Origin of the sequence: Streptomyces torulosus (genome assembly GCF_001419765.1) — a bacterium.
GTDB classification, from domain to species: domain Bacteria; phylum Actinomycetota; class Actinomycetes; order Streptomycetales; family Streptomycetaceae; genus Streptomyces; species Streptomyces torulosus.
In genome coordinates this window covers 1-19,667 of the sequence record NZ_LIRK01000133.1, presented here as the reverse complement: position 1 = coordinate 19,667, position 19,667 = coordinate 1, and the positions used below count along the sequence as shown (strand labels likewise).

Sequence of the window (19,667 nt, the reverse complement as noted above, 5' to 3'; positions counted from 1 at the left end):
GAGCGCGAGCTGGACGTGCTGGCGCTGCACGGCTACAACGAGATCCTCGTCTACGCGGGCGCGGACGCCCTCTACCACCGGGTGTTCCAGGAGTTCGGGTACGGGGAGGAGGAACTGCGGCAGTGGATCCCGGGGCCCGCGCACCAGCCGTGGTGGCTGCTGCAGAACCTGTCCGCGTTCCCCTCCCCCGTCTCCCGGCAGCTCCTGGACGCCCGCGCCGCGCTCGGCCGCCGGATCGCCGACCGGGTGCGCGAGCTGGGCATGACGCCGGTGTTCCCCGGCTACTTCGGGACGGTCCCGCCGGGCTTCGCCGAGCGTGTCCCCGGAGCGCGGACGGTCCCGCAGGGCACGTGGATGGGTTTCTCCCGCCCCGACTGGCTGGACCCGCGCACGGACGCCTTCGCGCGGGTCGCGGCCGCCTTCTACCGCACCCAGGACGAGCTGTTCGGCGGGGCGTCGACCCTGTACAAGATGGACCTGCTGCACGAGGGCGGCGACCCGGGCGACGTGCCTGTGGGCGACGCGGCGGAGGGCGTCGAGCGGGCGCTGCGGCGGGCCCACCCCGACGCCACCTGGGTGATCCTCGGCTGGCAGCACAACCCGCCGCGCGCGATCGTCGACGCCGTCGACAAGGAGCACATGCTCGTCGTCGACGGCCTCTCCGACCGTTTCCCGACGGTCACCGACCGCGAGGCCGACTGGGGCGGCACCCCGTACGCGTTCGGCTCGATCTGGAACTTCGGCGGCCACACCGCGCTCGGCGCCAACACCCGTGACTGGGCGGAGCTGTACGAGAAGTGGCGCACGAAGCCCGGCAGCGCGCTGCGCGGGATCGCGCTGCTGCCGGAGGCCGCGGACAACAACCCGGCGGCCTTCGCCCTGTTCTCCGAACTCGCCTGGCGCGAGGGCGAGCTGGACCTGGAGGCGTGGTTCGCCGACTGGGCGCACACGCGTTACGGCGCCCGTGATCCGCACGCCGAGGTCGCCTGGGACATCCTGCGCCGCACCGTCTACGGCACCACGCGCGCCGACGGGTGGAGCGAGGGCGCCGACGGCCTGTTCGGTGCCCGCCCGGCGCTCACCGTCGTCCGGGCGGCCCGCTGGTCGCCCAAGCAACTCCGGTACACGGCGGCGGACCTGGAGCCGGCCCTCGGTGAACTGCTGCGCGTACGGTCCGCGTTGCGCACCTCGTCCGCCTACCGGCGGGATCTCCTCGACGTGGCCCGCCAGACCCTCTCCAACCGCAGCCGCGTCCTGCTGCCGCGGATCAAGGAGGCGTACGACGCCCGGGACGCCGCCCGGCTGAAGGAGCTGGCGGAGGTGTGGCTGTCCCTGATGGATCTGCTGGACCGGCTGCTGGCCACCGACTCCCGTCATCTGCTGGGCCGTTGGGTCGCGGACGCGCGCGCCTGGGGGGCGGGCGACGCCGAGCGGGAGCGGTTGGCGTACGACAATCTGTCGCTGCTGACCGTGTGGGGCACCCGCGCGGGCGCGGACGCGGGGCTGCGCGACTACGCGAACCGGGAGTGGGCGGGCCTGGTCGGCGGGCTGTACCGGCTGCGCTGGTCGACGTATTTCGAGGAGCTGCGGGCCGCGCTCGCCGAGGGGCGGGCGCCGAAGAAGATCGACTGGTTCGCGCTGGAGGACCACTGGACCCGGAACCCGGGACCACTCACCACCGAGCCGACCGGCGACACGTACACGGTGGCCACGCAGGTGTGGGAGCGGCTCACGGCACTCTCCTGAAAGGCCGGGCCCGTCTGTCGAGGGTCGGCCGCCCGCCGACGCCTGAGTCGGTGTGGGTGGAGACGTTCACGGGCTTGCCGGTGCTCGACACGGGTCGGCCCCCCGGCCCGAGCCGTCGCCGCGGAGTCAGTCGCACCGTTCCGGGGCGCACAGTCGCTGTGCGCCCCGGAGACGGCCGTCGTGGACCCCGCTCGGGTCCACGGCTTCCGGCCGAGGGCCGTCCCCCTCGGCCGGAGTCCGGGCGCCGTACGGCACAGGCGGGGATCCCGCGGCGACGTCGGCGCGCAGTGGTGGGGTCAGTCGCCGGCCGCGATCCGGGCCAGTCGCCGGGCCTCGTCCCGTGTCGAGCGGGCGATCGCGTCCTCGTCCACGTGCAGCAGACGGCCGTCCTCCACGACGGGCCGGCCGCCCACCAGCGACAGGGTCACGGGGGCCGCCGCACCGAAGACCAGGGCGGTCACCGGGTCGGCGATGGACGCGTGGGCGAGGGTGTCCAGCTTCCACAGGACCAGGTCGGCGAGCTTGCCCGGCTCCAGGGAGCCGATCTCGGCCGCCCGGCCGAGGACCTGGGCGCCGCCGTAGGTGCCGAGGCGCAGCGCCTGACGGGCGTCGAGCGCGGCTTCGCGGTGCGGGCCGAGGCGGTTGACGAGGAGCGCGTTGCGCAGCTCGGTGTGGAGTTCGCCGGACTCGTTGGAGGCGGTGCCGTCGACGCCGAGGCCGACCGGGACGCCGGCCGCCAGCATGTCGGGGACGCGGGCGATACCGGCGGCGAGGCGGGCGTTGGAGGACGGGCAGTGGGCGACTCCGGTCCTCGTCCGGGCGAAGGCGTCGATGTCGGAGTCGTTCATGTGGACGCAGTGCGCCATCCACACGTCCTCGCCGAGCCAGCCCGTCGACTCGAAGTAGTCGGTGGGGCCCATGCCGAACAGCTCGTGGCAGAACTTCTCCTCCTCGACCGTCTCCGAGCCGTGCGTGTGCAGCCGCACCCCGAGGCGGCGGGCCAACTCGGCGCCCTGCCTGAGGAGTTCGGTCGACACGGAGAACGGGGAGCAGGGGGCCACGGCCACCTGGGTCATCGCGCCGAAGGAGGCGTCGTGGTGCTCGTTCACGGTCGCCTCGGTGGCGGCGAGCGCGCCGTCGAGGGTCTCGACCGCGAAGTCCGGGGGCAGGCCGCCGTCCTTCTCGCTGCGGTCCATGGAGCCGCGGGCGAGGGTGAAGCGGACGCCCGTCTCTCGGGCCGCCCGGATGATGGCGCCCGACAGGTCGCCGGAGCCCTTCGGGAAGACGTAGTGGTGGTCCATCGCGGTCGTCACACCGCCGCGGGCCATCATCGCGAGGGAGCCCTGGGCCGCCGCGTACGTCATCTGTTCGTCGATGCGGGCCCAGGTCGGGTACAGCGCGACGAGCCAGTTGAAGAGGTTGTGGTCGGTGGCGAGGCCCCGGGTGATCCACTGGTAGAAGTGGTGGTGGGTGTTCACCAGGCCGGGGGTCACCAGATGTCCGGTGGCGTCGATCCGGCGTACGACGTCCGTCAGGCCCTCGGGGGCCCGGCCCGCGCCGACCGACTCGATCACGTTGTCCGCGACCACCACATGGCCCGACGTGTACTCGGTGTCCCGCGCGTCCACGGTCGCGATCGCCGCGTTCTCGATGACGATGCGCTGTGCCATCGTTGTTCGTCCCTACTCCCGGTGTACGTTCCGGGTCCGCGTCAGAGGTTGGTGAGATCGGCCGGGATGCGCGCCTCGACGCCGTCCCGCAGGACGGTCGCCTCGATGAGGCCGTAGGGGCGGTCGGCGGCGAAGTACACCTCGTTGTCGTTCTTGAGGCCGAACGGGGCGAGGTCCACCAGGAAGTGGTGCTTGTTCGGCAGGGAGAAGCGGACCTCGTCGATCTCGCTCCGGTGGTCGATGATCCGGGCGCCCATCGCGTAGAGGGTCTGCTGCAGCGACAGCGAGTACGTCTCGGCGAAGGCCTCCAGCATGTGCCGCTTGACCTGCGCGTACGACGCGTCCCAGGAGGGCATCGGCTGCTCGTCGTCGGTCCAGTTGAACCGCCAGCGGGCGGAGACGTCGGTGGCGAGGATGCGGTCGTGCGCCTCGGGGAGGGTCGTGTACTTGTCCTTGACGTAGCCCCAGAACTCGGAGTCGGTCGAGTTCATGACGGTGAGGTCCTTGAGGCCGGAGACGACCTCCCACGCCGCGCCGTCGTACGTGATCTGCGCGAGCCGGGTCTCCTGGCCCGTGCGGACGAACGAGTGCGCGCCCTTCCCGGAGTGCTCGATGCGCTCCCAGGAGTACTCCTCGATGCGGATGCGGGCCCGGTGGATGGCCGGCTGGGAGGTCACGAAGTGGCGGGCGAGATGGATGCCGAACTGCTCGGCGGACTCGATGCCGTGCTCCTTGGCGAAGGCGTACACCGTGTTCTTGGTGGTGTCCGTCGGCAGGACGTTGGCGTTGGAGCCGGAGAGGTGGACCTCGTCCATGTCGCCGGAGAGGGACACGGAGACGTTCAGGTCCTTGATGTGGTGGGTGGCGCCGTCCCGCGTGATGCGTACGACGCGGTTCTCGGCCTTGCCGTACTGGTTCTGTCCAAGGATGGGCATGGGTGCTAACTCCCTCGGTATACGGAGTAGCCGAACGGGTTGAGCAGCAGCGGTACGTGGTAGTGCTCGCCGGCTTCGACGGCGAACGTGATGACCACCTCGGGGAAGAACACACCGCTGTCCCGATGCGCGGGGGCGTCCTGCTGTGTCTCGGCTCGCTTGGTCTCGAAGTACGGCTCCACGGCGAAGTCGAGCCGTACGTGGGTCGTCCCTTCCGGCAGCGCCGGGAGGTCCTTGCACCGGCCGTCGGCGTCGGTCGCGGAACCGCCGAGGGCCCGCCAGTCGGCGTCGCGTCCCGGACGGGCGGCGAGGCGGACGGCGACCCCGGGGGCGGGGCGGCCGACGCTGGTGTCCAGGATGTGCGTGGACACGGAGGCCGTGGTGCTGGTGCTCATGCTGCTCTCAGTCCTCTTCGACCAGTCGGGTCAGGCGGATGCGGTTGATCTTGCCCAGTTCGACGCGGACGATCTCCCGTTCCTCCTCCGGCGTGTTGCCGATGCGCTCCGCGACCGCGTCGCGCATCTGCTCGCCGGTGCGGCCGGTGGCGCAGATCAGGAAGACATGGCCGAACTTCTCCTGGTAGGCCAGGTTCAGTTCGAGCATCTCGGCCTTCAACGCGTCGGAGGCGCCGGACATGCCGCGCTGCTCCCGGGCGGAGGTCGCGTCGCCCGGCGTGGGGCGGCCGATCGGCGGGTGTCCGGCCATCGCCTCCGCCAGGTCCTCGGCGGTCAGTTCCGCCATGGCGGCGTCACTGGCGGCGAGCAGGTCGTCGACGGTGGCGTAGGGCCGGCCGGCGAGCAGTCTGCGCCCCCATTCCGCCGAGGCACACGCCTCGTGGAGCGCGGCGACGGCGGCTTGCTTCTCCAGGGTGTTGAACCGGGCGAGGCCCGGCGTCGAGGAACGCGAAGTCACGGGAGCCTCCGTGGCCGTGGTGCTGGACTGGCTACGGCAAGCTAACGCCCCGCGACGACATCACGTCAACAGTTTGTTGAAAAAACGCGGTGGCGCCCCTCGATCGGCGGGGCGGCCCGTCATCGGCCCTTGGCCGCGTTCTCCCTGTTCAGGTAGTTGTAGACGGTGAAGCGACTGACGCCGAGCGCGCTCGCGACGGTCTCCACGCCGTGCCGTACGGAGAACGCGCCGCGCGCCTCCAGCGTCCGCACGATCTCCTGCTTGGTCTTGCGGTCGAGGTCGGCGAGGGGCTTGCCGTGCCGGCGCTCCAGCGCGGCGAGGATGTGGTCCAGCGACTCGGCGAGCTGCGGCAGCCGGACGGCGACGACGTCGGCGCCCTGCCAGGAGAGCACGACGTCGTCGGGGCCGGCCTCGCCCGGCGGCAGCAGGACCCCGCCCATGGCGTCGACCAGCGGCTTGACGGCCGCGACGAAGGGGTCGTCCCCGGCGGCGGTCACCCCTGCCCCTCCCCGGACTCCCCGACCACGTTGACCTGGAGCGAGACCCGGGTGGCGCCCGCCTCCAGCGCCCGGCGCAGCAGGGCGTCGACCGCGCCGAGGACGGCGTCGGAGCCGCCCTCGGCGGTGTTGCCGAAGGGGCCCACGTCGACCGCGTCCAGCTCGGCGGCCTCGATGACGTCGCGGGCGACCAGCGCGTGCCGGGGCGGCTCGTCCAGGTCGAACGGCTCGGTGGTGAACTCCACTCTCAATCGCACTACGCCCCCATGACCTCGGATCCGACCTGCGCGTTCTGTCATCACACCGGCGGTGTGCCGGTCGCTGCGACACGACCTTAACGGCGACCGGGTCCCGCCGAGGACGCCCGCGTCGGGAGGTGGGCCCGGCGAAACGCCGCCGTGGTCCTTCGCGACCCTCCCGTAACAGGCCAACATTCCCCATCATGGACATCCTGCTCGTAGCCAGCGCGTTCAACAGCCTCTCCCAGCGGGTGTACGCGGAACTGTCCGACCGGGGTCACCGGGTCGACGTCGTTCTGGCCTCGCACGGCACCGACGCGGTCCTGGCCGCCGTGCGCGAGGCCCGCCCGGAGCTGATCGTCGCGCCGATGCTGAGGACGGCGCTGCCCGAGGAGGTGTGGCGGGAGCACACCTGCCTCATCGTGCACCCGGGACCACCCGGCGACCGCGGTCCGTCCTCCCTGGACTGGGCCATCACCGAGGAGGCACCCCACTGGGGTGTGACGGTGCTCCAGGCCGAGGCGGGGATGGACGCCGGTGACGTCTGGGCCGCCGAGTCCTTCCCGGTGCCGCCGGTCGGCAAGAGCGACCTGTACCGGGGCGAGGTCGCCGACGCCGCCTCGAACGCCGTCCTGCTGGCCGTCCAGCGGTACGCCGACGGGTCCTTCAAACCACGGCCGCAGAGCGATCCCGGGATCCGGGTGGTGTGGCGCGACTTCTTCCGCCAGGAGCGGCGCGGCATCGACTGGGAGAACGACAGCACGCAGACGGTGCTGAGGAAGCTCCGCGCGGCCGACTCGCAGCCGGGCGTCCTCGACGAACTCCTCGGCCGCGAGGTGTTCCTGCACGGCGGACACGCCGAGGACCGGCTCCGCGGTGCTCCCGGCGAACTGCTGGCGACCCGGGACGGCGCGGTCTGCCGGGCCACCCGGGACGGCGCGGTGTGGATTCTGGAGCTGCGCCCCCGCAAGAGTTCCGGCGACCCGGCGCCGTTCCGCCGCCCCGCCGCGTCGGTCCTCGCCGGCTTCCCCGCCCCGCCCGGCACCGACCGGGGGACGTCCGCCGGCGACGAACGCCCGCACCGGCTGCCGGTGAGCGCCGTCCCGCTCGAACTGCCCCCGGACCGGCGCACCTTCACCGACATCCGGTACCGGCGGCAGGGCGCCGTCGGGTTCCTGGACTTCTCGTTCCCCGGCGGCGCCATGAGCACCGACCACTGCCGCCGGCTCCTCGACGCCTACCGGTACGCACTCGCCCGCCCCACCCCGGTACTGGTGCTCGGCGGGTCCCGTGACTTCTTCTCCAACGGCATCCACCTGGGCGTCATCGAGGCGTCGGCCGACCCGGCGGCCGAGTCCTGGGCCAATCTCAACGCCATGAACGACCTGGTCGAGGCGGTGCTGCACACCACCGACCGCCTGGTGGTCGCGGCACTCGGCGGCAACGCGGCGGCCGGCGGCGTCATGCTCGCCCTGGCCGCCGACGAGGTGTGGTGCCGCGAGGGCACCGTCCTCAACCCGCACTACCGGCGCATGGGCCTGTACGGGTCGGAGTACTGGACGTACACGCTTCCCCGCCGCGTCGGGGCGGCGACGGCCGAACGGCTGACGGGCGAGGCGCTGCCGGTGAGTGCCGCGACCGCCGCGCGAATCGGGCTGGTGGACCGCCCGGTGCCGGTCCCGCCCCAGGGCTTCACCACCGAGGTCACCCGAATGGCGGCGGAGCTGGCCGACGCCCCGGACCTCGCGTCGCGGATCGCCGCGAAGGCCGCGGCCCGGCGGGCGGACGAGGAACGGCGGCCGCTCGCCGATCACCGGCGGGACGAACTCGCCCGGATGCACGCCGTCTTCTTCGATCCCCACGCCCCGTACCACGCCCTGCGCTCGGCGTTCGTGCGGAAGCTCCCGCACGGCTCCGCCCGGCCCCTGGCCACGGGAGGCGCACGATGAGCGCGCGGCTGCTGGTGGCGGGCGTCGGCAACATCTTCCTCGCGGACGACGCCTTCGGCCCCGAGGTGATCCGCGCCCTCGAAGGGCGCCCGCTGCCGCCCGAGGCGCGGGTGCGGGACTTCGGCATCCGCGGCATGGACCTCGCCTACGAACTGCTCGGCGGCTACGACACCGCCGTCCTGGTCGACGCCTGCGCGCGCGGCCACCGGCCCGGCACCCTGTCGCTGATCGAACCGGAACTCCCCGACCGCGCCAACGGCGGCCCCCCGCCCGAGGCGCACGGCATGGACCCGGCGAAGGTCCTCGCCCTGGCCGCCCACCTCGGCGACGAGCCGCTCCCCCGCGTCCTCGTCCTCGCCTGTGAACCGGAGGTGCTGCCGCAGGGCGACGAGGACATCGCCCCCGGCGTCAGCGCGACGGTGCGCGACGCCGTCGCGCGGGCCGTCACCGCGCTGCACACCCTGGTCCCGGCGCTGCTCGCCGACCCGGCGGCGATGCCTCCCCTGACCCGGGCCGCGATCCCTGGTTGAGCCGCCCGGAGGAATCCGAGGGCCCGCCCGCGGCCCGTCTCCCCGGTCCGGCGGCCGGGGGCGCGCAGGATCGGCAGCGGTCCGACGCACCCGAATCCCGCGAGGAGCTGTGCCCATGTGCGAGTCCGTGGACGACGTCACCCAGGCCGTCCTGGCGAAGAACGACGGGCTGGCCGCGAGCCTGCGCGACGAACTCACCGGCCGCGGGGTGACCGTGGTCAACCTGCTGTCCAGCCCGGGCAGCGGCAAGACCGAACTGCTCGGCCGGGTGCTGGCCCGGGCCGTGGAGCGGGGGGTCCCGGTGGCCGCGCTGACCGCGGACCTGGCGACCGAGAACGACGCCCACCGGCTCGCCCGCTCGGGGGCACCGGTGAAGCAGCTGCTGACCGACGGGCTCTGCCATCTGGAGGCCCGGCAGCTGCGCGGTCACGTGGAGAGCTGGCTGCCCGCCGACACCTCGCTGCTGTTCGTGGAGAACGTCGGCAACCTCGTCTGCCCGGCCTCCTACGACCTCGGGGAGAGCCTGCGGATCGTCCTGATGGCGGTGACGGAGGGCGAGGACAAGCCGCTGAAGTACCCCACGGCCTTCGGCTCCGCCCAGCTCGTGGTGCTCACCAAGACCGACCTCGCCGAGGCCGCCGGGTTCGACGAGTCCGCCTTCCTCGCCCATGTCCAGCGGGTCAACCCGGGGGTGGAGGTGGTGCGGTCCAGCGCCCGCGGCGGCGAGGGCGTCGACACCGTCCTGGAGCGGGTGCTCGCCGTGCGGGACGGGGCGCCCGTCCACCGGCCTCCCCTGGCGCCGCGCCCGCACCGCCATGACGACGCCGCGTCCGGCCTCGCGGCCGGCCGCGTCTCGTGACGGCGCCCGCCACCCGCACCCCGCGCGGCACCGGCGGCGCCCGGACGGTGCGCCGACGCGTCACCGTCCGCGGAACCGTGCAGGGCGTCGGCTTCCGCCCCTTCGTCCACCGTCTGGCCACCGACCTGGAACTGGCCGGGTTCGTGGGCAACACGGCGGACGGCGTGCTCATCGAGGTGGAGGGGCCGCCCGACGGCATCGCCCGCTTCTGCGACCGACTGGCCGCCGAGCCGCCCCCGTTGGCCACCGTCACCGCCGTCGGCGTCGAGGAACTGGCCGTCACCGGCGCCGACGACACCTTCACGATCCGCTCCACCGACCGGTCCCCGGGCCGCACCCTGCTCCCGCCGGACGTGGCGACCTGCGAGGACTGTCTGCGGGAGCTGGCCGACCCGGCCGACCGCAGGCACCGGCACCCCTTCGTCACCTGCACCCACTGCGGTCCCCGCTTCACCATCGCCACCGGGATGCCCTACGACCGGGCGGTCACCACCATGGCCGGCTTCCCCCTGTGTCCGGCCTGCGCCCGCGAGTACGGCGACCCCGGCGACCGCCGCTTCCACGCCCAGCCCGTCGCCTGCCCCGACTGCGGGCCCCGGTTGCGGCTGGTGCCCATGCCGGGCGGCGCTGCCCGGCCCGCCCTCGGCGCCGACGCCCTCACGGCGGCCCGCGCGCTGCTGGCCGCCGGCCGGATCGTCGCCGTCAAGGGCCTCGGCGGCTACCACCTGGCGTGCGACGCCACCGACGCGACCGCCGTCGACACCCTGCGCGCCCGCAAGGCGCGCGGCGGCAAGCCGTTCGCGGTGATGTGCGCGGACCTCGACACCGTACGGCGGATCGCCGCCGTCTCCGCGGCCGAGGCGGCGACGCTCACCGGCCCCCGGCGTCCCATCGTCCTGCTGCGCCCGCGCGCCGGGCAGGGGGTGCTCGCGCCCGGAGTGTGCCCCGGCAGCCCGCACCTCGGCGTGATGCTGCCGTACACCCCGCTGCACGCGCTGCTGTTCGGGCTGCCCGGCGATCCGCCGGGCCCGCGCGTGCTGGTGATGACGAGCGGCAACCGCTCGGGGGAACCGATCGTCACGGACGACGACGAGGCGCTGACCCGGCTGGCGGGGCTCGCGGACGCCTGGCTCGCCCATGACCGGGAGGTCTCCGCGCCCTGCGACGACTCCCTGCTGCGGGTGCGCGCCGACGGCACCGAGCAGGTGCTGCGCCGCTCCCGCGGGTACGTGCCCCGCCCGCTGCGGCTGCCGGTGGCGGTGCGGCCCGCGCTCGCGGTGGGCGGCGACCTGAAGAACGCCCTGTGCGTCGGCGAGGGCGACCAGGCATGGTTCGGCCCGCACATCGGCGACATGGGCGACCTGACCACGCTGGAGGCGGCCCGGCGGGCGGAGACGCGGATGCGGAGCCTGACCGGTGTCAGCCCCGAGCTGATCGCCGCGGACCGGCACCCCGGCTACCACTCCGCCCGGTGGGCCGCCCGGCTGGCCGGGGGCAGACCCGTGCTGGTCCAGCACCACCACGCGCACATCGCGTCGGCGATGGCCGAGCACGGCCTCGACGGCACGACACCCGTCATCGGCGTCGCGTTCGACGGCACGGGCTACGGCGACGACGGCACCGTCTGGGGCGGTGAGATCCTGCTCGCCGACTACGCGGGCCACCGGCGCCTCGCCCACCTGGCCCCGGCCCCGCTGCCGGGCGGCGACGCGGGCGTGGCGAACCCCTGCCGCCTCGCGCTGGCCCGGCTGTGGGCGGCGGGCCTGGCGTGGGACCCCGACCTGCCCTGCACGACCGCCTGCACCCGCGATGAACTCCACCTGCTGGAGCGGCAGTTGACGCGCGGGCTGGCCTGTGTGGCGACCTCCAGCATGGGCCGTCTCTTCGACGCCGTGTCGTCCCTCGCCGGCGTGTGCCACCGCGCGGGGTACGAGGCGCAGGCCGCCCTGGAGCTGGAGGCCGCCGCGGCCTCGGTCTGGGACGCGGACACCTCGGCGTACGCCTTCGGCATCAGCGACGGCGTGTGGGACCCGGCGCCCGTGCTGCGCGCGCTCGTCGCCGATCTGCGCCGGGGCACCCCGCCCGCGGTGCTCGCGGCGCGCTTCCACCGGGGCGTCGCGCGGGCCGTCACGGAGCTCTGCCGACGGGCGCGCCGGGACACCGGCCTTGACGTCGTCGCCCTGAGCGGCGGTGTCTTCGCCAACGCCCTGCTGGAGGCGGAGTGCGCGCGGCTGCTGGCCGGGGCGGGCTTCACGGTGCTGCGGCACGGCGAGGTCCCGCCGAACGACGGAGGGCTGGCCCTCGGCCAACTGGTGGTCGCGGCTCACCGACGACAAGAGGAGTGACCCATGTGTTTGGCAGTGCCCGGCAAGGTCGTGGCCATCGACGACAGCGCCGACCCCCTCACCGGGCTGATCGACTTCGGCGGTGTGCAGAAACAGGCGTGTCTGGAGTACGTGCCCGATGTGCGTGTCGGTGAGTACGTCATCGTGCACGTCGGGTTCGCGCTCCAGCGCCTGGACGAGGAGTCGGCCCTGGCGTCCTTGAAGCTCTTCGAGGAACTGGGGCTGCTGGAGGAGGAGTTCGGCGACGCCTGGGAGCAGGCGGCGAAGGAGGCGGGAACCCCGTGAAGTACATCGACGAGTTCAACGACCCCGCTCTGGCGCGGCGGCTGCTGGACGAGATCCGTGCCACCGCCACCCGGCCGTGGGCCCTGATGGAGGTGTGCGGCGGGCAGACCCACTCGATCGTCCGGCACGGCATCGACCGTCTGCTGCCCGACGAGGTGGAGTTGATCCACGGGCCCGGCTGCCCGGTGTGCGTGACGCCGCTGGAGGTCATCGACAAGGCGCTGGAGATCGCCGCCCGCCCCGGGGTGATCTTCTGTTCCTTCGGGGACATGCTCCGGGTGCCCGGCACCGACCGGGACCTGTTCCGGGTCAAGGGCGGGGGCGGCGACGTCCGCGTGGTGTACTCGCCGCTCGACGCGCTGGAGCTGGCCCGCCGCAACCCGGACCGGGAGGTGGTCTTCTTCGCCATCGGCTTCGAGACCACGGCCCCCGCCAACGCGATGGCCGTGCACCAGGCGCGCCGCCTGGGCCTGACCAACTTCAGCCTGCTGGTGTCGCACGTGCGGGTGCCCCCGGCCGTCGAGGCCATCATGACGGCGCCCACCTGCCGGGTACAGGGCTTCCTGGCCGCCGGACACGTGTGCAGCGTGATGGGCACGGCCGAGTACCCGGAACTCGCCGAGCGGTACGGCGTCCCGATCGTGGTGACCGGCTTCGAACCGCTGGACATCCTGGAGGGCATCCGCCGCGCGGTCCGCCAGTTGGAGCGCGGTGAGCACCGCGTGGAGAACGCCTACGCGCGTGCCGTGCGCGACGAGGGCAACCCGGCCGCCGTCCGCATGATCGAGGAGGTGTTCGAGGTCACCGACCGCAACTGGCGGGGCATCGGACGCATCCCCGCGAGTGGCTGGCGGCTCACCGACGCGTTCCGCGCGTTCGACGCCGAGCACCGCTTCGACGTCACCGGTATCCGTACCGAGGAGCCGGCCGAGTGCCGCAGCGGCGAGGTGCTGCAGGGGCTGATCAAACCCACGGAGTGCGCCGCGTTCGGCACCACCTGCACCCCGCGCACCCCGCTCGGCGCCACCATGGTGTCCAGCGAGGGCGCCTGCGCGGCGTACTACCTGTACCGCCGGATGAACGACGGCCCGACACCGCAGGCCGCTCCGGTCGCGCGGGAGGAGATGAACCCCGTTGCCTGAACACGTCGATGTGGTCGACCCCACCCAGTGGACCTGCCCCGCCCCACTGCGCGACCAGCCGGTCGTGGTCATGGGCCACGGCGGAGGGGGAGCGCTGTCGGCGGAACTGGTGGAGCAGGTCTTCGCCCCCGCCTACGGCAACGCCGTCCTGGCCTCGCTCGCCGACTCCGCAGTCCTCGAACTGGGCGGCGCGCGGCTGGCGTTCTCCACCGACTCCTATGTGGTCCGGCCGCTGTTCTTCCCCGGCGGCTGCCTGGGGGACCTGGCGGTCAACGGCACCGTCAACGACCTGGCGATGAGCGGTGCCCGGCCCGCGTACCTGTCCGCCGCCTTCGTCCTGGAGGAGGGCGTGGAGCTGGCGGTCGTGGATCGGATCGCGCGCGCCATGGGAGCGGCGGCCGGGGCCGCCGGCGTCATGGTCGCCACGGGGGACACCAAGGTGGTGGAGTCCGGGCACGGCGACGGGGTGTACGTCACCACCGCCGGTGTGGGCCTCGTCCCGGACGGCGTGGACATCCGGCCGCAGCGGGCGCGGCCGGGGGACGCCGTCATCGTCAGCGGGCCGATCGGCCTGCACGGGGTGGCGATCATGAGCGTGCGGGAGGGGCTGGAGTTCGGGGTGGACGTCGCGAGCGACACGGCGCCGCTCGCGGACCTGGTCGCGGCGATGCTCGCCGTCACCCCCGACATCCATGTGCTGCGCGATCCCACCAGGGGCGGCCTCGCGGCGTCCCTGAACGAGATCGCCCGTGCCTCCGGGACCGGCGTCCGCCTCCAGGAGCGCGCGATTCCGGTGCCGGACGCGGTGGCCAACGCCTGCGGATTCCTAGGGCTCGACCCGCTCTACGTCGCCAACGAGGGCCGCCTGGTGGCCTTCGTCCCGCCGTCGGCGGCGGAGGAGGTGCTGGCGGCGATGCGCGCCCACCCTCAGGGCGCCGGGGCCACGCTGATCGGCGAGTGTGTCGCCGACCATCCGGGGATGGTCGTGGTCGCCACCGCTCTCGGCGGCGAGCGGGTGGTGGACCTGCCGCTCGGCGAGCAGCTGCCGCGCATCTGCTGAGGAGGACGTCCGAGGGCCCCGCCGGTACGCCGGCGGGGCCCTCGGGCTGTGCGGTGGCCGGTGCCGGCCCTCGGATCGGACTATGCGGTGGCCGGTGCCGGTTCGATCGCGGTGATCTCCAGTTCCCGGCCGCTGCGCAGCTCGGTGGAGGGCCGGTCGCAGCGCGGGCACCAGAAGAACGGCGGCATGCCCACCGCGAACTCCTCGGCACACGGGCCGCACCAGGCCTGTGCGGGGACCTGCTCGACCTGGAGCCGGGCCCCGGCGAGGGCGGTGCCGTCACGGGCCACCTCGAAGGCGAAGCTGAGGGCGTCGGCAACGACGCCCGCCAGCTCCCCGACCCGGACGGTCACCGCCGAGACGGAGTCCGTGCCGTCCGCACGGGCCATCTCGTCGGCCCGTTCGATGATCGCGGTCGCGATCGACAGTTCGTGCACGGTCGGCTCACGGATACCGGTGGCCGGCTCGGAAGCCGCCGGCCATCCGCCAGATCCGCGCCTCGCGCCGCAGGCTGGGCAGCTCCCACAGGAACAGCACCAGGGCCAGACCGCCGACCATGGCGGCCTCGGCCATCAGGACCCGCTGTCCCGTCATCCCGCTCCGTCCGCGGTGGGCGGCGGGCCTTCGTGCACGCATGTACGTCATCATTGCGGCGACTCCCTGCTGTCTCATCCCGGTGAGATGTTCGGCATGGTCTCCGCGAGGGTGTCATGCCGCTTCCAGTGGATCCCGGTGGAACGGCGCGCGTCGGCGGTGCCGTCCTCGTGGTGTCCCTTCTGATCCTTGTACGGTCCCCGGTTGCCCTGGTGCATGCCCATGACGTGCCGGGGCGTGTCGGGCCTGGCCTGGGCCCGGCCCACTCTGATGCTGCCCATGGGTGTTCTCCTTCCTCGCCTCCGACCTGCGGAGTGCGTGGTCATGACCGCTCGGTGAGGTCCTCGAAGAATTCCTCGACGGCCGGCCAGACCCGGCCGCCGCCGGACAGGCCGCGCCACTCGCGGCGTACGAGGGCGACCATGCGGTAGCAGTCGTCGATCGGCACGATCCAGTGGTGGTCGAGGCCGTGGACGGTGTTCACCAGGAGGGCCTCCACATCGGGTTCCATGCCGGCGAGCGGCGGACACGTCCCGGCCAGCTCCTTCCAGGCCGAGGCATCCACCTCCCACCGCATGGCGCCCGCGGGGCTCGGGCCCTCGGCGGTCACCGTGCCGTCGGTACGGGGCACGAAGAACACCAGGCCGACCGGCACCCCCAGGACGGCGGTGTCCAGGTGGGGCAGCCGCACCCGGCGCCGGGGCACGAGCCGGTGGTGGCCCTCCGCCGCCTTGGCGTCGGCGAACAGCACCGAGCAGGGGCCGCACACGCAGCGCACCTCCGCCTGCCCGGTGTCGTAGAGGTGGGCGTGCTCGTCGGCGACCGGTGCCGCGCACAGGTCGCACGCCTCCGCCCCGGCCGCCGCGGCGCGGTCGGCCGAGGACCGGATGAGGCGGGCCAGTGCGCCCTCGGTGGTCATGGGGCACCCCGGCGCTTGAGGGTGGTCAGCGGCACGAACGCGGGGGCCGGGGCCTCCGGCACCGGCTCCACCGCCGTCAGCTCGGGTGCCATGGCGAGCACCGCTTCACGGACGGCGGCACTCACGTCGCCGCCGCCTCCGCCTCCGCCTCCGCAGCCGGATCCGCAACCGCCGCCCGACGTCAGCCGTACCCGGGCCACGTCCCCGTCGACGCCGGCCCATTCGACGTCGCCGCCGCGTTCCCGCACGGCGGGCCGCAGGCGTTCGACCGCGCGGGCCGCCCGGTCCTCGGGGGGCTCGGGGTGGATGTCGTGCAGCACCAGCAGATGGCCGAGCAGCTCGTCGTCGGCGAGGCGTTCGGCGAGCGGCGCGTCCGCCTGGTCCAGGACGCGGGCCAGGGCCTCGCCGTAGACCTCGGTGAGCAGCCGTACCGCGTCGGTCGCCGCGCGTGTGGCGGGGCCGGGCGCGGACTCGACCTCCTCCAGCAGCTCGTCGAGGCGGGCCAGCCGGGCCTCGACGTCGAGGTCCGCGAGCCGGGCGGGGGCGGCGGCCTCAGCCATGGTTCGCCCCGTACGTCGGCGAGTGGAGCGTGGTCAGCGTCTTGCCCTTGCCGACGTACATGTGGACGCCGCACGGCAGACAGGGGTCGAAGCTGCGCACGGTGCGCATGATGTCGATGCCCTTGAAGTCGTCGGGCCCGTTCTCCTCGAAGATCGGCTGGCCCTGGACGGCGTCCTCGTACGGGCCGGGGGTGCCGAACTTGTCGCGGGGGCTGGCGTTCCACGGGGTGGGCGGGTACGGGTGGTAGTTGGCGATCTTCTTGTCCTTGATCACCAGGTGGTGGGAGAGGACACCGCGCACGGCCTCGTGGAAGCCGCAGCCGATCGCCTCGTCGGGCACCTCGAAGTTCTCGAACACCTTGGTCTCGCCGGCCCGCACCAGCCCCATGGCCTCTTCCAGGAACTGGAGGGCCATCGCGGCCGCGTAGGCGACGAAGTACGGCCGGGCGCGGTCGCGTTCGATGGTGTTGCTCCACTGCGGGATGCGCCACTCGAACGTCGTCTCCGGGAGCTTCTCGCCCTTGGGCAGGGAGATGCGCACGCTGTGGCCGGTGGCCTTGACGTACGGGGTGTCGACGAGGCCGCTCAGCGCGGTCGACCACAGGCGGGCGAGGGGGCCGCCGCCGGTGTCGAGGGCGAGGTGGTCCCCGGTGCGCGGGTCGAGCCAGCGGGGGCTCATGACCCAGCTGTACTTGTCGTCGAAGTCGCGCTTCTGCGGCACCGGGACGGTGGTCTGGTTCCACGGGTGGCGCATGTCGACGGGGTTGCCGAGCGGGTCGTGGGTGACGAACGGCTTCTCGTTGACCCAGTCCTCGTAGTACGAACTGCCCAGCATGATGCGCAGGCCGAGGTTGATGTCGATGAGGTTGTTGGTGACGAGCTCGCCGTCGACGATGATGCCCGGGGTGACGTACATCTGCTTGCCCCAGGTGTTCATCGTCTCGTAGCGGTAGTCGACGGTCATGGGGTCCTGGAAGGCGCCCCAGCAGCCCAGCAGGACACGGCGACGGCCGACCTCCTCGTAGCCGGGCAGCGCCTCGTAGAAGAAGTCGAAGACGTCGTCGTTCATGGCGACGGCCTTCTTCACGAAGTCGATGACCCGCATGAGCCGGCTGAGGTAGTCGGTGAAGGTGGTCGGCTGCGGCATCGTGCCGACACCACCCGGGTACAGCGTGGACGGGTGGACGTGCCGCCCCTCCATCAGGCAGAACATCTCGCGCGTGATGCGGCTGACCTTCAGGGCCTCCTTGTAGACCTCGCCCTCGAAGGGGTTGAAGGCCCGCATGATGTCGGCGATCGTGCGGTAGCCGTGGATGTCGCCGCGGGGTGCCGAGGTGCTCTCGGCGCGGGCCAGCACACCGGGGTTGGTGGACTTGACCATCGCCTCGCAGAAGTCCACGAAGACCAGGTTGTCCTGGAAGATCGTGTGGTCGAAGATGTACTCCGCCGCCTCGCCGAGGTTGACGATGTAGTCGGCCAGCGGGGGCGGCTTGACGCCGTAGGCCATCTGCTGGGCGTAGTCGGAGCAGGTGGTGTGGTTGTCGCCGCAGATGCCGCAGATCCGGGACGTGATGAAGCCCGCGTCGCGGGGGTCCTTGCCCTTCATGAACACCGAGTAGCCGCGGAACAGCGACGAGGTGCTGTGGCATTCCACGACTTCCCGGTTGGCGAAGTCGATCTTCGTGTAGATGCCCAGGTTCCCGATGATCCGGGTGATCGGATCCCAGGACATGTCCACGAGTTGTGGCGGCTTGCGCTCGGTGGGCCGGGCCTCGGTGGTGGTCATGTGCGGTGCTGCCCCTCGCTGTCGGTGTGGTGTGGGTGGGGATCTGGTGGTGCTTGGGGGTGTTGCGGTGCCGCGGGTGGTCGGTCCCGCGGCGGTGGGACGCGGTGCGCCCGGGGTCAGGGGCGGTAGCGCGGGTTGTAGCCGCTGGTGAGCTTGCGCCTGTTGTGGCGCCACCTCGGCTCGTGGTTCACCAGCTCGTTGGTCATGCCGCGCAGCCGGCGGATGACCGCGCCGTACGGCTTGATGGCGAGCGACGACAGGGTGCCGCCGGGCGGCTCGTCCATGAACGGCATGAACGCGTCGGGGAAGCCGGGCATGGTGCAGCCGATGCAGATGCCGCCGACGTTCGGGCAGCCGCCGATTCCGGCCATCCATCCGCGCTTGGGCACGTTGCAGTTGACCACGGGCCCCCAACAGCCGGTCTTCACCAGGCACTTGGGCGAGTTGTAGTCCTTGGCGAAGCCGGCCTGCTCGTAGTACGCGCCCCGGTCGCAGCCCTCGTGGACCGTCTTGCCGAACAGCCACTGCGGGCGCAGCATGTGGTCCAGCGGGGGCGGGGGCGCGGAACCGGCCGCGTGGTAAAGGACCCAGACCAGGGTCTCCATGAAGTTCTCGGGCTGGATCGGGCAGCCGGGCACGTTGACCACGGGCAGCCCGCCCTGGGAGGTGTAGTCCCAGCCCAGGTAGTCGGCGAGGCCCATGCAGCCGGTCGGGTTGCCGGCCATGGCGTGGATGCCGCCGAAGGTGGCGCAGGTGCCGGCGGCGACCACCGCCCAGGCCTTGGGGGCGAGTTGATCGATCCACCAGTTGATGGTCTGCGGCTCACCGGTCTCCGGGTCGTTGCCGAAGGACGTCCAGTAGCCGTCGCCCTCGATGATGTTCTGGTTGGGGATCGAGCCCTCGATGACGAGGATGAAGGGGGCCAGGTCGCCGCGTGCCGCCGCCCGGTAGGGGGCGAGGAAGTCCTCGCCGCCCAGGCTGGGGGACAGCACCTTGTTGACGAGGTTCACCTTCGGCAGGCCGGGGATCAGCCCGAGGACCAGGTCCTCGATGGAGGGCTGGCCCGCGGCGGTGAGCGAGACGGTGTCGCCGTCACAGCTCATGCCTTCGGAGATCCACAGGATCGTGATCTCGTCGAAGCCCTCGCGGTCCTCGCCGCGGCTGGGTTCCTCGCTGACTTCGGTGGTACTGCTGCTGGTGGTCATGTCATCGGCCTCCGCTGCGGTGGGTCTCGGAGTCGGTTGTCGTGTGCCGCGCCGAAGCTGCGGCGGGAGCCGGTTTCGACGGCTCGTCCGGCGGTGTGGCGGGCTCCAGTGGTTCGAGCTCGTCGGGCCGGAAGTAGAGGAAGCGGCCGTACCAGGTGTGCAGTTCGGACGCGGGGTCGTCGTCGAGGGTGACGGCGAGATGCACGCTGCCGTCGACGTCGTGGAAGACGGCGGCCACCTCCGCGGTGCGCCCGGCCAGGAACATGTCCTGGGCGTCGGCGCTCCTGCGGGGCCGTAGCCGTACCCGGCTGCCGCCGCCGACCGGCACCCCGTCGACGAGCACGGTCTCGGTGGTCGGCGAGAGCCCGTCGTCGGCCCCCTCCTGCCACCAGACGGGGCGCTCGGACGCGGACGCCGCGGACGCCGCGGACGCC

General features: G+C 72.8%; 21 protein-coding genes and 1 pseudogene. 8 read left to right on the top strand and 14 right to left on the bottom strand.

Features of this window, described 5'->3' with window-relative positions; all coding sequences use genetic code 11:
- Window positions 1–1,746: alpha-N-acetylglucosaminidase (locus AOK23_RS10325; protein ID WP_055712446.1), on the top strand; the 1,746-nt coding region annotated here is incomplete at its 5' end.
- 296 nt (window positions 1,747–2,042) lie between these two features.
- On the opposite strand, the gene AOK23_RS10320 is transcribed toward AOK23_RS10325, so the two are convergent.
- The 6 genes from AOK23_RS10320 to AOK23_RS10295 form a co-directional block, all read right to left on the bottom strand.
- The gene (locus AOK23_RS10320) at window positions 2,043–3,416 is read right to left on the bottom strand and encodes an 8-oxoguanine deaminase (RefSeq protein WP_055712445.1); all 1,374 of its coding nucleotides are present in this window, start codon (window positions 3,414–3,416) and stop codon (window positions 2,043–2,045) included.
- A gap of 41 nt (window positions 3,417–3,457) precedes the next feature.
- Window positions 3,458–4,351, bottom strand: coding sequence for a factor-independent urate hydroxylase (pucL, locus tag AOK23_RS10315; protein WP_055712444.1), 894 nt, complete (start codon window positions 4,349–4,351; stop codon window positions 3,458–3,460).
- A 5-nt stretch (window positions 4,352–4,356) separates the two neighbouring features.
- The gene (uraH, locus tag AOK23_RS10310) at window positions 4,357–4,746 is read right to left on the bottom strand and encodes a hydroxyisourate hydrolase (RefSeq protein WP_055712443.1); all 390 of its coding nucleotides are present in this window, start codon (window positions 4,744–4,746) and stop codon (window positions 4,357–4,359) included.
- Between the two features lie 7 nt (window positions 4,747–4,753).
- Window positions 4,754–5,263: a 2-oxo-4-hydroxy-4-carboxy-5-ureidoimidazoline decarboxylase gene (gene uraD / locus AOK23_RS10305; RefSeq protein WP_055712442.1), complete on the bottom strand. Its 510-nt coding sequence runs from the start codon at window positions 5,261–5,263 to the stop codon at window positions 4,754–4,756.
- Window positions 5,264–5,382: 119 nt separating this feature from the next.
- Window positions 5,383–5,760: a helix-turn-helix domain-containing protein gene (locus AOK23_RS10300; RefSeq protein WP_055712441.1), complete on the bottom strand. Its 378-nt coding sequence runs from the start codon at window positions 5,758–5,760 to the stop codon at window positions 5,383–5,385.
- Window positions 5,757–6,017, bottom strand: coding sequence for a YkoF family thiamine-binding protein (locus tag AOK23_RS10295; protein ID WP_079049397.1), 261 nt, complete (start codon window positions 6,015–6,017; stop codon window positions 5,757–5,759). Before AOK23_RS10295 ends, AOK23_RS10300 begins: the two co-directional genes overlap by 4 nt.
- A gap of 185 nt (window positions 6,018–6,202) precedes the next feature.
- On the opposite strand from AOK23_RS10295, the gene AOK23_RS10290 reads away from it, so the two are divergent.
- From AOK23_RS10290 to hypE, 7 genes are all read left to right on the top strand, one after another.
- Window positions 6,203–7,948 (top strand): hydrogenase maturation protein, encoded by a 1,746-nt coding sequence (locus tag AOK23_RS10290; protein ID WP_055712439.1) that lies wholly within the window; start codon window positions 6,203–6,205, stop codon window positions 7,946–7,948.
- On the top strand, window positions 7,945–8,478 hold the full coding sequence (locus AOK23_RS10285; RefSeq protein ID WP_055712438.1) for a hydrogenase maturation protease: 534 nt from the start codon (window positions 7,945–7,947) through the stop codon (window positions 8,476–8,478). Before AOK23_RS10290 ends, AOK23_RS10285 begins: the two co-directional genes overlap by 4 nt.
- A 115-nt stretch (window positions 8,479–8,593) precedes the next feature.
- The gene (gene hypB / locus AOK23_RS10280; protein WP_055712437.1) at window positions 8,594–9,337 is read left to right on the top strand and encodes a hydrogenase nickel incorporation protein HypB; all 744 of its coding nucleotides are present in this window, start codon (window positions 8,594–8,596) and stop codon (window positions 9,335–9,337) included.
- Window positions 9,334–11,682, top strand: coding sequence for a carbamoyltransferase HypF (gene hypF, locus AOK23_RS10275; RefSeq protein WP_055712436.1), 2,349 nt, complete (start codon window positions 9,334–9,336; stop codon window positions 11,680–11,682). Before hypB ends, hypF begins: the two co-directional genes overlap by 4 nt.
- A 3-nt stretch (window positions 11,683–11,685) precedes the next feature.
- Entirely contained in the window at window positions 11,686–11,967 is a 282-nt protein-coding gene (locus tag AOK23_RS10270; RefSeq protein WP_055511614.1) for a HypC/HybG/HupF family hydrogenase formation chaperone, read from the top strand.
- The gene (gene hypD / locus AOK23_RS10265) at window positions 11,964–13,109 is read left to right on the top strand and encodes a hydrogenase formation protein HypD (protein ID WP_055712435.1); all 1,146 of its coding nucleotides are present in this window, start codon (window positions 11,964–11,966) and stop codon (window positions 13,107–13,109) included. The genes AOK23_RS10270 and hypD overlap by 4 nt, the downstream gene beginning before the upstream one ends.
- Window positions 13,102–14,169: a hydrogenase expression/formation protein HypE gene (gene hypE, locus AOK23_RS10260; protein ID WP_055712434.1), complete on the top strand. Its 1,068-nt coding sequence runs from the start codon at window positions 13,102–13,104 to the stop codon at window positions 14,167–14,169. The genes hypD and hypE overlap by 8 nt, the downstream gene beginning before the upstream one ends.
- Before the next feature lie 80 nt (window positions 14,170–14,249).
- Here the strand turns inward: hypE and hypA are convergent, their stop codons facing one another.
- From hypA to AOK23_RS10225, 8 genes and pseudogenes are all read right to left on the bottom strand, one after another.
- Window positions 14,250–14,606, bottom strand: a complete 357-nt coding sequence (hypA, locus tag AOK23_RS10255) for a hydrogenase maturation nickel metallochaperone HypA (protein ID WP_055712433.1) — start codon at window positions 14,604–14,606, stop codon at window positions 14,250–14,252.
- 7 nt (window positions 14,607–14,613) lie between these two features.
- Complete coding sequence (locus AOK23_RS47765) at window positions 14,614–14,805, bottom strand: hypothetical protein (RefSeq protein ID WP_157877989.1); 192 nt, start codon at window positions 14,803–14,805, stop codon at window positions 14,614–14,616.
- A 32-nt stretch (window positions 14,806–14,837) separates the two neighbouring features.
- The gene (locus AOK23_RS10250) at window positions 14,838–15,044 is read right to left on the bottom strand and encodes a hypothetical protein (RefSeq protein WP_055712432.1); all 207 of its coding nucleotides are present in this window, start codon (window positions 15,042–15,044) and stop codon (window positions 14,838–14,840) included.
- 41 nt (window positions 15,045–15,085) lie between these two features.
- The gene (locus AOK23_RS10245; protein WP_055712431.1) at window positions 15,086–15,682 is read right to left on the bottom strand and encodes a DUF5947 family protein; all 597 of its coding nucleotides are present in this window, start codon (window positions 15,680–15,682) and stop codon (window positions 15,086–15,088) included.
- A complete protein-coding gene (locus AOK23_RS10240; RefSeq protein ID WP_055712430.1) occupies window positions 15,679–16,242 on the bottom strand; it encodes a NifU family protein in 564 nt (187 codons plus the stop codon). The genes AOK23_RS10245 and AOK23_RS10240 overlap by 4 nt, the downstream gene beginning before the upstream one ends.
- Window positions 16,235–18,028 (bottom strand): nickel-dependent hydrogenase large subunit, encoded by a 1,794-nt coding sequence (locus tag AOK23_RS10235; RefSeq protein WP_055712429.1) that lies wholly within the window; start codon window positions 18,026–18,028, stop codon window positions 16,235–16,237. Before AOK23_RS10235 ends, AOK23_RS10240 begins: the two co-directional genes overlap by 8 nt.
- A 116-nt stretch (window positions 18,029–18,144) precedes the next feature.
- The gene (locus AOK23_RS10230; RefSeq protein ID WP_055712428.1) at window positions 18,145–19,233 is read right to left on the bottom strand and encodes an NADH-quinone oxidoreductase subunit B family protein; all 1,089 of its coding nucleotides are present in this window, start codon (window positions 19,231–19,233) and stop codon (window positions 18,145–18,147) included.
- A gap of 1 nt (window position 19,234) precedes the next feature.
- A pseudogene (locus AOK23_RS10225) lies at window positions 19,235–19,667 on the bottom strand (hypothetical protein); the annotation flags it as partial.

Bases quoted from the DNA above. Each gene is read 5' to 3' on its own strand.
- AOK23_RS10270 (WP_055511614.1), top strand. From the start codon at position 11,686: ATGTGTTTGGCAGTGCCCGGCAAGGTCGTGGCCATCGACGACAGCGCC.
- AOK23_RS10290 (WP_055712439.1), top strand. From the start codon at position 6,203: ATGGACATCCTGCTCGTAGCCAGCGCGTTCAACAGCCTCTCCCAGCGG.
- AOK23_RS47765 (WP_157877989.1), bottom strand. From the start codon at position 14,805: ATGCGTGCACGAAGGCCCGCCGCCCACCGCGGACGGAGCGGGATGACG.
- AOK23_RS10240 (WP_055712430.1), bottom strand. From the start codon at position 16,242: ATGGCTGAGGCCGCCGCCCCCGCCCGGCTCGCGGACCTCGACGTCGAG.
- AOK23_RS10230 (WP_055712428.1), bottom strand. From the start codon at position 19,233: ATGACCACCAGCAGCAGTACCACCGAAGTCAGCGAGGAACCCAGCCGC.
- AOK23_RS10250 (WP_055712432.1), bottom strand. From the start codon at position 15,044: ATGGGCAGCATCAGAGTGGGCCGGGCCCAGGCCAGGCCCGACACGCCC.
- AOK23_RS10320 (WP_055712445.1), bottom strand. From the start codon at position 3,416: ATGGCACAGCGCATCGTCATCGAGAACGCGGCGATCGCGACCGTGGAC.
- AOK23_RS10285 (WP_055712438.1), top strand. From the start codon at position 7,945: ATGAGCGCGCGGCTGCTGGTGGCGGGCGTCGGCAACATCTTCCTCGCG.
- AOK23_RS10245 (WP_055712431.1), bottom strand. From the start codon at position 15,682: ATGACCACCGAGGGCGCACTGGCCCGCCTCATCCGGTCCTCGGCCGAC.
- uraH (WP_055712443.1), bottom strand. From the start codon at position 4,746: ATGAGCACCAGCACCACGGCCTCCGTGTCCACGCACATCCTGGACACC.
- AOK23_RS10235 (WP_055712429.1), bottom strand. From the start codon at position 18,028: ATGACCACCACCGAGGCCCGGCCCACCGAGCGCAAGCCGCCACAACTC.
- hypB (WP_055712437.1), top strand. From the start codon at position 8,594: ATGTGCGAGTCCGTGGACGACGTCACCCAGGCCGTCCTGGCGAAGAAC.
- pucL (WP_055712444.1), bottom strand. From the start codon at position 4,351: ATGCCCATCCTTGGACAGAACCAGTACGGCAAGGCCGAGAACCGCGTC.